Origin of the sequence: Variovorax sp. PBL-H6 (assembly GCF_901827155.1) — a bacterium.
In the GTDB taxonomy this organism is placed as follows: Bacteria; Pseudomonadota; Gammaproteobacteria; order Burkholderiales; family Burkholderiaceae_C; genus Variovorax.
Genome location: NZ_LR594659.1, coordinates 4,948,234 through 4,960,597 on the forward strand (window position 1 = coordinate 4,948,234; position 12,364 = coordinate 4,960,597).

The 12,364-nt window shown below is 68.6% G+C and carries 13 protein-coding genes; 3 read left to right on the top strand and 10 right to left on the bottom strand.

The window, feature by feature from the left end; all coding sequences use genetic code 11:
* Positions 1-13 precede the first annotated feature (13 nt).
* From pxpA to G3W89_RS23480, 7 genes are all read right to left on the bottom strand, one after another.
* Entirely contained in the window at positions 14-754 is a 741-nt protein-coding gene (pxpA, locus tag G3W89_RS23450) for a 5-oxoprolinase subunit PxpA (protein ID WP_162576408.1), read from the bottom strand.
* Positions 744-1,787 (bottom strand): biotin-dependent carboxyltransferase family protein, encoded by a 1,044-nt coding sequence (locus G3W89_RS23455; protein WP_162576409.1) that lies wholly within the window; start codon positions 1,785-1,787, stop codon positions 744-746. The genes pxpA and G3W89_RS23455 overlap by 11 nt, the downstream gene beginning before the upstream one ends.
* Positions 1,784-2,440 carry a 5-oxoprolinase subunit PxpB gene (gene pxpB, locus G3W89_RS23460; protein WP_162576410.1) on the bottom strand — a complete coding sequence of 219 codons (657 nt, stop codon included), beginning with the start codon at positions 2,438-2,440 and terminating at the stop codon, positions 1,784-1,786. The genes G3W89_RS23455 and pxpB overlap by 4 nt, the downstream gene beginning before the upstream one ends.
* Positions 2,437-2,940 carry a pantetheine-phosphate adenylyltransferase gene (gene coaD / locus G3W89_RS23465; RefSeq protein WP_162576411.1) on the bottom strand — a complete coding sequence of 168 codons (504 nt, stop codon included), beginning with the start codon at positions 2,938-2,940 and terminating at the stop codon, positions 2,437-2,439. Before coaD ends, pxpB begins: the two co-directional genes overlap by 4 nt.
* Positions 2,941-2,983: 43 nt before the next feature.
* Positions 2,984-3,637 (bottom strand): RsmD family RNA methyltransferase, encoded by a 654-nt coding sequence (locus G3W89_RS23470; protein ID WP_162576412.1) that lies wholly within the window; start codon positions 3,635-3,637, stop codon positions 2,984-2,986.
* 120 nt (positions 3,638-3,757) lie between these two features.
* Entirely contained in the window at positions 3,758-5,182 is a 1,425-nt protein-coding gene (locus tag G3W89_RS23475) for a M16 family metallopeptidase (RefSeq protein ID WP_162576413.1), read from the bottom strand.
* 19 nt (positions 5,183-5,201) lie between these two features.
* Complete coding sequence (locus tag G3W89_RS23480; protein WP_162576414.1) at positions 5,202-6,659, bottom strand: M16 family metallopeptidase; 1,458 nt, start codon at positions 6,657-6,659, stop codon at positions 5,202-5,204.
* A gap of 29 nt (positions 6,660-6,688) precedes the next feature.
* Between G3W89_RS23480 and ftsY the strand changes: the two genes are divergently transcribed.
* From ftsY to rpoH, 3 genes are all read left to right on the top strand, one after another.
* The gene (ftsY, locus tag G3W89_RS23485; protein WP_162576415.1) at positions 6,689-7,915 is read left to right on the top strand and encodes a signal recognition particle-docking protein FtsY; all 1,227 of its coding nucleotides are present in this window, start codon (positions 6,689-6,691) and stop codon (positions 7,913-7,915) included.
* Between the two features lie 61 nt (positions 7,916-7,976).
* Positions 7,977-8,438 carry an Mpo1 family 2-hydroxy fatty acid dioxygenase gene (locus tag G3W89_RS23490; protein ID WP_162576416.1) on the top strand — a complete coding sequence of 154 codons (462 nt, stop codon included), beginning with the start codon at positions 7,977-7,979 and terminating at the stop codon, positions 8,436-8,438.
* 161 nt (positions 8,439-8,599) lie between these two features.
* Positions 8,600-9,535: an RNA polymerase sigma factor RpoH gene (gene rpoH, locus G3W89_RS23495; protein WP_162576417.1), complete on the top strand. Its 936-nt coding sequence runs from the start codon at positions 8,600-8,602 to the stop codon at positions 9,533-9,535.
* A gap of 102 nt (positions 9,536-9,637) precedes the next feature.
* On the opposite strand, the gene G3W89_RS23500 is transcribed toward rpoH, so the two are convergent.
* Genes G3W89_RS23500 through G3W89_RS23510 form a run of 3 tightly spaced genes read right to left on the bottom strand, consistent with a single transcriptional unit; the run spans position 9,638 to position 12,353 of the window.
* On the bottom strand, positions 9,638-10,246 hold the full coding sequence (locus G3W89_RS23500; protein ID WP_174258278.1) for an SCO family protein: 609 nt from the start codon (positions 10,244-10,246) through the stop codon (positions 9,638-9,640).
* An 8-nt stretch (positions 10,247-10,254) separates the two neighbouring features.
* Positions 10,255-11,160, bottom strand: coding sequence for a heme o synthase (cyoE, locus tag G3W89_RS23505; RefSeq protein WP_162576419.1), 906 nt, complete (start codon positions 11,158-11,160; stop codon positions 10,255-10,257).
* Complete coding sequence (locus tag G3W89_RS23510) at positions 11,157-12,353, bottom strand: COX15/CtaA family protein (protein WP_162576420.1); 1,197 nt, start codon at positions 12,351-12,353, stop codon at positions 11,157-11,159. Before G3W89_RS23510 ends, cyoE begins: the two co-directional genes overlap by 4 nt.
* Positions 12,354-12,364: the final 11 nt, after the last annotated feature.

Consider the following 12,364-nt stretch of genomic DNA (forward strand, 5'->3'; position numbering starts at 1 on the left):
GCGGCTCGGACGCTCAGGCCGTCGCAGCGACGGTGATGCCTTCACTCTCGAGGCGCTCGCGGATGCGGCGCGCAAAAGCCAGCGCATGCGCGCCGTCGCCGTGCAAGCACACGGTCTGCGCGTTGACACTCACCACCGTGCCGTCGATCGCGGTCACGCGGTGATCACGCACCAGCGACAGCGTCTGGGCCAGCGACTGCTCTTCGTCCTCGATCAGCGCGCCGGGCCGGCTGCGCGGCACCAGGCTGCCGTCGGGCATGTAGCCGCGGTCGGCGAACACCTCTTCGACCGGCTCCAGCCCCGCGCGTTCGGCAGCGCCGATCATGCCGCTGCCGGCAAGGCCGAAGAAGCGCAGGCCGGGGTCGAAGCGGCGCACGGCTTCGCACAGTGCCTCGGCGAGCACCGGGTCCTTCACCGCCTGGTTGTAGAGCGCGCCATGCGCCTTGACATGCGCCAGCGTGCCCCCCTCTGCCTTGACGAGGGCCGCCAGCGCGCCGACCTGGTAAAGCACGCCAGCGACGATCTCCTCGGGCGGCAGATGCATCTCGCTGCGGCCGAAGTTCTCGCGGTCCGGGAAGCTGGGGTGGGCACCGATGGCGACGCCGTTGTCCAGCGCCCATCGCACACACTGGCGCATGGTCCTCGCGTCGCCCGCATGCCAGCCGCAGGCGATGTTGGCCGAGCTCACGAGCTTGAGCAGTGCCTCGTCGTTGTCGCAGCCCTCGCCGAGGTCGGCGTTGAGGTCAATCCGCATGGTGGCTTTCTCCTTCGGCCGGATTGTGCGCCGGCACCGGCCACCCCGCAGCGGCCAGGGCTTGCCCGACCTGCGCCAGGTACCGCCGCTGCTCGGTCCAGGCCTGCAGGGCCGCCGCGGCATCCACCTGCGCGAGGCGCAGGCGACCGTTGAGCGGCGCCCGTGCAAGCTTCCAGAGATCGGCGCGGATCACGACGCCGATGCGCGGATAGCCGCCGGTGGTCTGGGCGTCGCCCATCAGGATGATCGGCTGCCCCGAGGGCGGCACCTGGATCGTGCCGGGGATCACGGCGGAGGACAGCATGTCCGTGCTGCGCTTGCGCTTGAGCTCGGGCCCATCGAGCCGATTGCCCATGCGGTTGCTCTGCGGCGTGATGCGCCAGGATGCGCCCCACAGCTGCTCGCGCGCAGCGACGGTGAACTGTTCGAACTCGGGGCCGGGCATGACCCGCAGGACCATCGCGCCCTCCTCGTCCGGCTCCCACGCGGGCGCGCGCAAACCGAAGGCGCGGCGCGCCAGGCGGGCAGCGTCGACGCCCGAGACGCCCAGCGGCAGGCGGTCGCCCTTCTTCAGCGCACGACCCAGATGGCCGCCGAAGCCCGCCTTGAGGTCGGTGCTGCGCGACCCGATGACCGGCGGCACGTCGATGCCGCCGGCCACGGCGAGCCAGCTGCGCAGGCCGGTCTTCGCGCTCCATTCGTTCGCGGGCCCGAGCCGGAGCACCTGGCCGGGCTGCACCGGGAAGCTCCAGCAGGGCCACAGCGGCGCGCCATCGAGCCGGGCGCCGAAGTCGTCGCCCGTCAGCGCGATGCGGGTGGGCGTCTCGAAGCGGATCTCGCAGCCGCCGAGGGTGAGCTCGAGGCCGGCCGCGCCGTCGCTGTTGCCCACCAGCCGATTCGCCAGCGCGAGCCCCAGCGCGTCGAGCGCCCCGCCCGGACAAATGCCCTGCTGCCGGTGCCCGTAGCGCCCGAGGTCCTGCACGGAGGCCAGAAGACCAGGGCGCAGCACCGTGAGCGCACCCGCGGCACTCACAGTTCGGCACTTTCGACGACGAAGCGCACCCGGTCACCGGGGCGCAGCAGCGTGGGCTCGGCGGCGCGCGGATCGAAGAGCTCGAGCGAGGTGCGGCCGATGAGCTGCCAGCCGCCGGGCGAGACCAGCGGATAGATGCCGGTCTGCGCCCCGCCGATGCCGACCGAGCGGGCCGGCACCGCAACCCGGGGCTCCGAACGCCGTGGGGTCGCCAGTTCCGGCGGCAAGCCGCCCATGAAAGCGAAGCCCGGCAGGAAGCCGAGCAGGTAGACCACATAATCGGCGCCGCTGTGGCGCCGCACCACCTCCGCCGGCGCCAGCCCGGTGTGCGCCGCCACGTCGCCCAGGTCGGGACCCGCCTCGCCTCCATAGGCCACGGGGATGCGGATCTCGCGTCCTTCGATCGCCATTCCCGCCAGCTGCGGCCAGGCCGACAGCACCTGCATCTCGAGCTCGGCGGCATCGACTTCTTCGGGGTCGAAGAGCAGGCTCAGGTTGTTCATGCCCGGCAGCACTTCGTGCACGCCGCGCCACTGCAGGGCTTCGTTCGCCAGCGCCCAGATCTGTTGCTGCTGCGCCAGCGTCGCGGGCGGCGGCAGCTCGCACAGCAACGCCGCGTCGCCCAGCGCGTGCAGGCGCGGCCCGTGCGTCATTCGCGGCCCAGGCTGCGCACCTTGGCCATCAGGTTGTTCTGCACGTTGGGCGAGACGAACTTGTCGACCTCGCCACCGAGCACCGCGATCTCGCGCACGAAGGTGCTGGAGATGAACTGGTACTTGTCGCTGGGCGTGAGGAACACGGTCTCGACATCGGGCATCAGCGAGCGGTTCATGCCGGCGAGCTGGAACTCGTAGTCGAAGTCGGTCACGGCGCGCAGGCCGCGCACCATGGCCTTGCCGCCGCGCGCCACGACGAAGTCGCGCAACAGGCCCGAAAAGCTTTCCACCGAGACCTGGTCGCTGAAAGGCGCCACCGCACTGCGTGCCATGTCGATGCGCTCCTGCAACGTGAAAAGCGTTTTCTTGTGATGCCCTGCCGCCACTGCGACGATGACCTTGGAGAACAGCTGGGTCGCCCGGCGCACCACGTCTTCGTGGCCGAGCGTGATGGGGTCGAAAGTGCCGGGGTACACCGCGATCACATTGCTGGACATGGTTGCTTCCTCCTGTGCAGCCGATGCGGCCGGTTCCGGCGGATTATGCAGCGCTGTCAGACTCGAGTACCAAGAGATGCGCATGCACTGCGCCGGCCTTGAGATATCGGAACAAACCGAGGCCCAACGCCGCGAGTTCTTCATCGGGCCAGCGACGCGCCGCTTCGAGGTAGGCCACGCCTTGGGGCAGCAATGCGCGTGCGGCGGCGCGGAGGGCGGGCGCGTAGAGCGCGGAGTTCTCGAAGGGTGGATCGAGGAACACCGCATGCAGACTGCCAGGCGCGGCGCGCTCGAGCGCGGTGACGCCATTGCCTCGCTCGATGCGCACGGCATCGGCTTTCAGCTTTGCTTTCAATCCCTGCAATTGCGCGACCAGCTCTGCGTCCTGCTCGCACAGCAGCACGGAGGCTGCGCCCCGCGAGGCCGCTTCGAAGCCGAGCGCACCCGTGCCTGCGAAGGCGTCGATGCAATGCCAGCCGGGCAGCTCGCCGCCGCCGGCTCCAGCAAGACTGGCGAGCCAGTTGAAGAGAGTCTCGCGGACGCGGTCGGGCGTGGGACGCAGGCCCGCCTTGTCCGCCACCGCCAGGCGCGTGCGTTTCCATTGGCCACCGATGATGCGGACCTCGTTGCGCAGCGCAGCGGCCGGCCTGGGGGCCGGCTTCGCGCCGCCGCTGCGGGTAGGTGTCCGCTTATTCATCGCGCTCGACGAACCGCGTTTCGGCCCCATGCTTTTCGCAGTCCACCACATCCATCGTCATGTTGTCGCTCCTTGTTTGCGCCGTGAGTCGAGGATGGTAGCCAGGCGACGGCAGCGCCTTCAAGGCTTTCCGCCGACCACCACCGTGACCATGCGATCAGGCTGCAGCTTGCGCGCGAAGGCGGCCTTGACATCGGCTGCGGTGACGGCGTTCATGCGCGCGGTCCAGGTCTCGAGGTAGTCGAGCGGGAGGTCGTTCCACGCGATGTTGGCCACGTTCCCGAGCAGCTTGCGGTTGCTGTCGAGCAGCAGCGGAAAGCCGCCGATCAGGTTGTCCTTGGCGGCCTTGAGCTCGGCCGCGGTCGGGCCTTGGGCGACGAACCTGGCGAGCACCTCGCGTGAGACCTTGACGGCCTCGTCCGCCTGGTCGGGCCGAGTCTGGAAGCCGATGCGGAACGCGCCCGCGTGCAGCCCCGGCGAGAAGGTGCTGTAGACGCTGTATGCGAGGCCACGCTTTTCGCGCACCTGCTCGGTCAGTCGGGAGACGAAGCCGCCGCCGCCGAGGATGTAGTTGCCGACGGTGAGCGCGAAATGGTCCGGGTCGCGGCGGGCATAGCCGGGCTGGCCGATCCAGACATGGGCCTGGGCCGAGTCGAACGGCAGGCGCACGTCCTTGGCGGCAACGAGCGGCGCCACCTCGGGAACGGGGGGCAGCGCGGCGCAGCCGCCCGCAGCCACTGGCAGGCGCGACAGCAGCGTGTTCGCGATCGTCTCGGCCTGCGCGCGCGTGACGGCGCCGACGATGCTGAGCTTGGCGCGGCAGGGCTGGATCAGCTGCTCGTAGCGCTGGCGCATGGCAGCCGTGTCGATGCGCGCCAAAGTGGCCTCGGTCGTGTCCAGCCCATAGGGATGGTCGCCGTATACGTTCTGCGAGAAGGTGCGCGCTGCCAGGGTTGCGGGCTTGGTGTTGGCTTCGCGGATCGAAGCGTCCAGGCGCTCGCGCTCGCGCTGCCACACGTCTTCGGGGAAGGCCGGCTCGCCAATCTCGCGCGCCGCGAGTTGCACTGCCTTCTGCAGCAACGCCGGCTCGGACAACGTGCGCAACGAGAAGCTCATGCGGTCCGACCCGGCGCTGGCGTCGAAGTCCGCGCCCAGGTCGGCCCAGGCCTCGCCCAGGGCGTTCTGGTCCATCGCCGATTCATAGGCCCCCACGCTCGGCACTGGCGTGTCCTCGCTGCCCCCCGAGGGGGCTGTCCCGCCTTGGGGCGGCCCGGCGACGGGACGCCCGCTGGCGCGGATGCCCTTCTCGACCATGCCGGCAGTCACGCCGGCCAGCCCGGACTGCGCCGGCGGGTCGCGCCGGCTGCCGGCATCGAAATCGATCTGCACGTCGACGATGGGCAGGGCATCGGTGGCAGCGAGGTAGACCTTGGCGCCGCTGGGCAGCGTCCAGTGCTCGATCGGCACGGCCGCATGCGCGGCAGCGCCGGTCAGCGCGAGGTACGCCAGGCACAGGAGGGTTCGGGTGTTCTTCAAGCTCAGCATGGTGGGCCGTTCCGGTTCTTCAACGCAGGTCGCCCGCAGGCGCCGCAGGGCCGCGCGCGCGGCGTTGGGGGTCGGGCGGCAGCGGCCGCAGGGTCGCTACGGTCAGCTGGTCGTCGCCGAAGTATTTCGCGGCCACCGCCTGCACCTCTTCGGCCGTCACCTTCTGCAGGCGCGCGATGATGCGTGCGCTGGCGTCGAGCGGCAGGCCCTGGACCCAGTGGCTGCCGAGCTCGCGCGCCTGTGCCATTACCGAGTCGAGCTTGTAGGTCTCGCTGGCCGTCCACTGGGTCTTGACGCGCGCCAGCTCGGCCGCGCCTATGCCCTCGCGGGCGATCTTGGCCACCTGCTCGCGCAGCGCGGCCTCGACGGTTTCCGGCGTCTTGCCGGCGGCAGGCACGCCGTCGAGCACGAAGATCTGCGGGCCGCGGCCGACGAAGCCCGCGTACGCGCCGGCGGAGTCGGCCACGCGGCCCGGTCCCTGCGTGAGCGCGCGGTCGAGACGGGCGCCGGGATAGCCGTCGAGCACGGCGGACAGCACCGTCAGTGCATAGGCATCGCTCGCGCCGTCGAACTGGTCGGTGGCCGGGATCTGCGGTGCGCGGAAAGCCAGCGAGACGTAGGCCTGCTCGGCCGGCGCCTTGAAGTCGAGGCGCCGGATGCCGCGCTGCGGCGGCTCGATGCGCGGCTTGCGCTCGGGCACGGCGCGGCTCGGAATTCGGCCGTAGTATTTTTCGGCCAGGGCGCGCACGCGCTCCACATCGACATCGCCCGCCACCACGACCGCCGCGTTCGCAGGCACGTACCAGCGCTGGAAGAAGGCGCGCGCGTCGCCCGGCGTCATGGCGTCGAGGTCGCTCATCCACCCGACGATGGGGCGGTGGTAGGGCGAGGCGGTGAAGATGGCGGCGTTCTGCTGCTCGCCGAGCAGGGCGCGCGGCTGGTCGTCGGTGCGCAGGCGGCGCTCCTCCTTGACGACCTCGATCTCGCGCTTGAATTCTTCGTCGGCCCACTGGTTGTTGGCGAAGCGGTCGGATTCCAGCGACATCACCTGCTCCAGCTTGTCGGCCGGGATCTGCTGGTAGTAGCCGGTGTAGTCGCGCGTGGTGAAGGCGTTCTCGCGCCCGCCCAGGGCGGCGACCCGGCGCGAGAACTCGCCGGGCTTGAGCGTCCTGGTGCCCTTGAACATCATGTGCTCGAGCACGTGCGCCACGCCCGAGGTGCCGTCGACCTCGTCGAAGGAGCCGACCCGCACCCAGAGCATCTGGACCGCCGTCGGGGCACGCCGGTCGGGCTTGACGATCAGGGTCATGCCGTTGGCAAGGGTGAACTGGCGGGCCTGGACCGCCTGGATAGCTGCGGCAGGGGCAGGCGCGTCAAGCGAGGGTGTCTGCGCCAGGGCAGCTCCGGCCCAGGGCGCCATCAGCACCGAGGCCAGCACCGCACCAGACGCAGCACGGCGTGGCGAGGGGTGTTTCATAGAATGGGTCGGATTGTAAAAACGCCCCGATGTTCAGCTTCTTCAAAAAAAAGCCGGCCCCCGACAGCTCTGCGCCGGCGCCGGCGCCTGCCGAAACGACCGCTGAGCCGCCGGCGCCCGCCCGCTCGTTGCTCTCGCCATCCAGCTGGTTCGGCGGCAAGCCGGCCGAGCCGCCCGCGGCTGCCCCGTCCCCGGCCGCGCCTGCAGCACCTGAGGCACCCGTCTCTGCCCCCGTCCCCGAGACACCCGTGCCGGTGCCGGTGCCGGTGCCAGTGCCGGTGCCAGTGCCAGTGCCAGTGCCAGTGCCAGTGCCAGTGCCGGCGTTGGCGACGGCGCCCGCGGAAGCCGCGCCTCCCGAGCGCAGCGGCTGGCTCAGCAAACTCAAGACAGGTTTGCGCAAGACGGGCAACAGCATCACCGCCGCCTTCGTCAACGCCCAGATCGATGACGCCCTCTACGACGAGCTTGAAGAGGCCCTGCTGATGGCCGACACGGGCGTGAAGGCCACGGAATACCTGCTCGACGACCTGCGCCGGCGCGTTCGCAGCGCCATGGCGACGGAGGCCTCGCAGGTCAAGCTGCTGCTGGCCGAGGCCATCACGGACCTGCTGCGCCCGCTCGAAAAGGACCTGGTGATCGGCGAGCACACGCCGACGGTGATCATGGTGGCGGGTGTCAACGGCGCCGGCAAGACCACTTCGATCGGCAAGCTCACAAAGCATCTCTCCAACGAGGGCGCTTCGGTGCTGCTGGCGGCGGCCGACACCTTCCGCGCCGCGGCGCGCGAGCAACTGCTGGTCTGGGCCGACCGCAACACGGTCGAGATCGTGAGCCAGGAAGGGGGCGACCCGGCCGCGGTGAGCTTCGACGCGGTCAATGCCGGCAAGGCGCGAGGCAAGGACGTGGTGCTGGTCGACACCGCCGGCCGGCTGCCGACCCAGCTGCACCTGATGGACGAGCTCAAGAAGATCAAGCGCGTGGTAGCACGGGCGGACGCCACCGCGCCGCACGAGGTGCTGCTCGTGATCGACGGCAATACGGGGCAGAACGCCCTGGCGCAGGTGCGTGCCTTCGACGAAGCGCTGGGTTTGACCGGCCTGGTCATCACCAAGCTGGACGGCACGGCCAAGGGTGGGGTGCTGTGCGCGATCGCGCGCGAGCGGCCGGTTCCGGTGTACTTCATCGGGGTTGGCGAGAAGCTCGAAGACCTCGAGACCTTCAAGGCCCGGGAGTTCGCCCAGGCGCTGATGGGGTAGCCCTGGCCAATGGGCTTCTGGCATCATGAGGAGGGGCCGCAGAGCCCGCCAGGAGACCGCCATGCACAGCGCCGCCACGTCCCTGCCGGACACCGACCGCAAGGTCGACCGGCTGCTCGCCCACTACGGCGAGAGCCACCAGAACCCGACCAACGAGGCGATCCACATGATCGCCATCCCGGCAATCATGCTGAGCATCGTCGGCCTGCTGTACGCCCTTCATCCGTGGGTGGCCTACGCCTTCGTGGGCGCCAGTGCGGTCTACTATCTGATGCTGCGCTCAGCGAGCTTGCTCATCGCGATGGGCATCTGCATCGCGCTGGCGCTGGCCGCGGTGCATGCGATGGGAGACCTTGTGCTCCCGATTTCTGCCACGATCTTTGTCGTGGCCTGGATCTTCCAGTTCATCGGACACAAGATCGAGGGCAAGAAACCCTCCTTCTTCGAAGATGTCCAGTACCTGTGGGTCGGACCGCTGTTCGTTCTGTCCAGACTGTTCCTGCGCCTTCGCATCCGCTGGTGACAGTCGATTTCTGCAGCCAAGAGTCGGCGTTGTCCTATCCTCAAGGGACGGAACCTGGATAGCTTCTGGCTATCCACCCCATTGAAACTCCGGGGGAACCCTTAGCTTAGCACTCCCTCCAACCGAGTGCTAACATGCCCCCGAACCAAGGAGTTTTCCCAATGACAGCAATGTCCGGAGCCCCCGCCAACCAGCTCGCCGTCGCCAATCCGTGGTCGATGGTGCCCTCGCTGGGTAACCTGGACGCCTATATTTCCGCAGCCAACCGGCTCCCCCTGCTGACGCAGGAGGAAGAGCAGCGCTTTGCGCGCCGGCTTCGCGACCACAATGACCTGGAAGCCGCCGGTGCGCTGGTGCTTTCACACCTGCGCCTCGTGATCTCGATTTCCCGCCAGTACCTGGGCTATGGCTTGCCTCACGGCGACCTGATCCAGGAAGGAAACGTCGGCCTGATGAAGGCGGTCAAGCGCTTCGATCCCGACCAGGGCGTGCGCCTGGTCAGCTATGCCATGCACTGGATCAAGGCCGAGATCCACGAGTACATCCTGAAGAACTGGCGCATGGTCAAGGTTGCGACGACCAAGGCTCAGCGCAAGCTGTTCTTCAACCTGCGCTCGATGAAGCAGGGCTTCAAGGCCGGCTCGGCGGACGGCGACACCCACCGCGATACCCTGAGCGCGGACGAGGTCTCCCAGATGGCAACCCGGCTGAACGTCAAGCCCGAGGAAGTGCTCGAGATGGAAACGCGCATGTCGGGCGGCGACGTGCTGCTCGACCCCAGCCCCTCCGATGACGGCGATGACGGCTTCGGCCCCATCGCCTACCTGGCCGACGCCTCGCAGGAGCCCACGGCGCAGATCGAATCGCGTCAGCGCGACCGGCTGTCGACCGACGGCATCTCGACCGCCCTGGCGACGCTGGACGATCGCAGCCGCCGGATCGTGGAAGAACGCTGGCTCAAGGTCAACGACGACGGCTCGGGCGGAATGACGCTGCACGACCTCGCCGCAGTGTATGGGGTGAGCGCCGAACGCATCCGCCAGATCGAGTCGGCGGCCATGAAGAAGATGAAGAAGGCACTGGCGGAATTCGCCTGAGCGCTTGAAGCGCACCCATTGAAGCCCGGCAGCGCCCGGGCTTTTTTATGGCCACTGGCCGGCAGGCCCGGAGGCCTCGGCGATGCGCAGCGCGCCTGCGCCTCAGGCGGACTTCAGCAGAGCCTTGACGTCCGACACCATCGCCGGCACGCCCGCGCCGTAACGGGCGTACAGCCGCACGCGGCCCTGGGTGTCATAGACGAAGCTGGCGGCAGAGTGGTCCATCGAATAACTCGTCGGCGTCTTGCCCTCGACCTTCTTGTAGTAGACCTTGTAGTCCTTCGCCAGCGCGGGCAGTTGCTCCGGCGTCGGAATCAACGCGACGAAACCTGGATCGAAGGCCTCCATGTAGGCCTTCATCACAGCGGGCGTATCGCGCTCGGGGTCCACGGTGACGAACAGGACCTGCAGCTTGTCGCCGTCACTGCCGAGTTGCTGCTTGACTTGCGCCATCTCGCTCATGGTGGTCGGGCAGACGTCCGGACACTGCGCGTAGCCAAAGAACATGACGACGACCTTGCCCTTGAAGTCGGCCAGCGTGCGCTGCTTGCCTTCGGCATCGCCGAGCGTGAAGCCCTTGGCATAGTCGGCGCCGGTGATGTCCACGGCATTGAAGCTGGGCTTCTTTTCCGAGCAGGCCGCGAGGCCCATGCCCGCGAGCGCCGCCAGCCCGCTGTAGGCCATCAGTCGAAGAGCGTGGCGCTTGTTCATGGATTCATTCATCGCAGGTAGTGGTCGATCAGCAGGGCGGCAAAGAGCACGCTCAGGTGGATGAGCGAGAAGCGGAAGGTCTTGCGCGCCAACATGTCCGAGTAGCTGCGCCACAGTGCAAAGGCATAGCCGGTGAAGCCGATGCTCACCACCACCGCGACCGCCAGGTAGAGCCAACCGCTCATGCCATAGATGAATGGCATGAGGCATGCGGCAAACAGGATGAAGGTGTAGAGCAGCACCTGCAGGCGCGTGAACTCGTTGCCGTGCGTCACCGGGAGCATCGGCAGGCCCGCCTTGCGGTAGTCCTCCACGCGGTACAGCGCCAGTGCCCAGAAATGCGGCGGCGTCCACAGGAAGATGATGAGGAAGAGGATCAGCGCCTCGGGGCTCACCTCACCCGTCATCGCGGCCCAACCCAGCACCGGCGGCATGGCGCCGGAAGCGCCGCCGATCACGATGTTCTGCGGGGTGAGCGGTTTGAGGATCACGGTGTAGATCACCGCATAGCCGACGAAGGTCGCGAAGGTGAGCCACATGGTGAGCGGATTCACCGCGAACCACAGCAGCGCCGAGCCGGCCGCGCACAGCGCCCCCGAGAACAGCAGCGCCTGGCGGTCGCTCAGCTCGCCGCGGGCCGTGGGCCGCCAGGCGGTGCGCTTCATCTTGGCATCGATGCCCTTCTCGACCAGGCAATTGAAGGCTGCCGCAGCGCCCGCAACCAGCCAGATGCCCATGCACGCCACCACGATACGCTGCAGTTCGGCAAGGTTCGGAACGCCTGGCACCGCCAGCACCATGCCGATCAGGGCGCAGAACACGATCAGTTGCACCACGCGAGGCTTGGTCAGCGCATAGAACTGGCGCAGCACGCTGGCGGTGCTGTGGCTGTGGACAGAGGCTGGCGTACTCATTGGATGACCTCCACCCCGCGCACCGCGGTGCTACGCGCCTTCGTAACGGCAGCCGCTTCAGGTTGGGCGCGTCGGCTTTCGCACAAGGCCCAGGTCAGCACCACTGCCAGCGCCGCTGCGCCACCCGTATGCAGAACGGCGGCGACCAGTGGCCAGCCGAGAAGCACATTGCCAAGGCCGGTGGCAAGCTGCAGCAGCGCCAGGCAGGCCAACCATCGGGCTTGCGGGCGCAGCGGCGCGACCCGGCGCAGCTGCCACGCGAGCAGGCCGATCGCGACAAAAACCAGGTACGCCATCAGGCGGTGCATGTAATGGATGGCCGTCAGCGCCGCGAAGTCGATGGGCGCACCGTCGGCGCCCGCCCCCAGCGAGCGCCAGATGTGAAAGCCCTGGGCGACGTTCATCGGCGGCCACCAGCTGCCTTGGCAGGTCGGGAACTCGGTGCAGGCCAGGACCGCGTAGTTGGTGCTGACCCAGCCGCCGAGCGCGATCTGCAGCAGCAGCAATGTGCCCACCACGATCAGCAATGTGCGCAGCGCCGACGGCACCGGGGTGGGGTGCCGCTCGGCCGCTGCCTGCCGGTACCGCACGGCCTGAATGCACAGCAGCGCCAGCAGAACGACGGCGCCAAGCAGGTGAAGCGTGACGATGGCCGGATACAACCTCCAGGTCACCGTCAACGCGCCGAAAGCCCCCTGCAGGCAGACCCACACCAGCGTGGCGCCTGGCCACCAGGCGCTGAGCGGACGTTCGCGTGCGTGTTCCAAGTGCCGTTGGTTCCGCCGCGCCACCCCGGTGCCCACGGCCAGCACGAGGATCAGGAAGCCGACGCCTGTGGCCAGGTAGCGGTGAACCATCTCCACCCAGGCCTTGCCGTGCGTCACCGGGCCGGTCGGCTGTGCCGCCTCCGCCATGGCGATGTCGTGGCGCGCGCCGACGGGGCTGGCGTTGCCGTAGCAGCCAGGCCAGTCGGGGCAGCCCAGGCCCGAATCGGTCAGGCGGGTGAAGGCGCCGAACAGAGTGAGGTCAAAGGTCAGGAACAACGTGAGCACCGTCAGCACATGCAAGCGCCGGGCAGCGCCATGACCGGCGCCGCGGCGCCAGACCCAGATCAGTGGCCCGAGCGCGAGCAACACGCCGACCGCCAGGAGCCAGGCGATGGGCTTGAGGTCGTAGAGCGAGTTCGTGTCCATGCTGTGCAGGT

Excerpts from the sequence above, each read along its gene's own strand:
- pxpA (WP_162576408.1), bottom strand. The coding sequence starts at position 754 with ATGCGGATTGACCTCAACGCCGACCTCGGCGAGGGCTGCGACAACGAC.
- pxpB (WP_162576410.1), bottom strand. The coding sequence starts at position 2,440 with ATGACGCACGGGCCGCGCCTGCACGCGCTGGGCGACGCGGCGTTGCTG.
- coaD (WP_162576411.1), bottom strand. The coding sequence starts at position 2,940 with ATGTCCAGCAATGTGATCGCGGTGTACCCCGGCACTTTCGACCCCATC.
- G3W89_RS23470 (WP_162576412.1), bottom strand. The coding sequence starts at position 3,637 with ATGAATAAGCGGACACCTACCCGCAGCGGCGGCGCGAAGCCGGCCCCC.
- G3W89_RS23475 (WP_162576413.1), bottom strand. The coding sequence starts at position 5,182 with ATGCTGAGCTTGAAGAACACCCGAACCCTCCTGTGCCTGGCGTACCTC.
- G3W89_RS23480 (WP_162576414.1), bottom strand. The coding sequence starts at position 6,659 with ATGAAACACCCCTCGCCACGCCGTGCTGCGTCTGGTGCGGTGCTGGCC.
- ftsY (WP_162576415.1), top strand. The coding sequence starts at position 6,689 with ATGTTCAGCTTCTTCAAAAAAAAGCCGGCCCCCGACAGCTCTGCGCCG.
- G3W89_RS23490 (WP_162576416.1), top strand. The coding sequence starts at position 7,977 with ATGCACAGCGCCGCCACGTCCCTGCCGGACACCGACCGCAAGGTCGAC.
- rpoH (WP_162576417.1), top strand. The coding sequence starts at position 8,600 with ATGACAGCAATGTCCGGAGCCCCCGCCAACCAGCTCGCCGTCGCCAAT.
- G3W89_RS23500 (WP_174258278.1), bottom strand. The coding sequence starts at position 10,246 with ATGAACAAGCGCCACGCTCTTCGACTGATGGCCTACAGCGGGCTGGCG.
- cyoE (WP_162576419.1), bottom strand. The coding sequence starts at position 11,160 with ATGAGTACGCCAGCCTCTGTCCACAGCCACAGCACCGCCAGCGTGCTG.
- G3W89_RS23510 (WP_162576420.1), bottom strand. The coding sequence starts at position 12,353 with ATGGACACGAACTCGCTCTACGACCTCAAGCCCATCGCCTGGCTCCTG.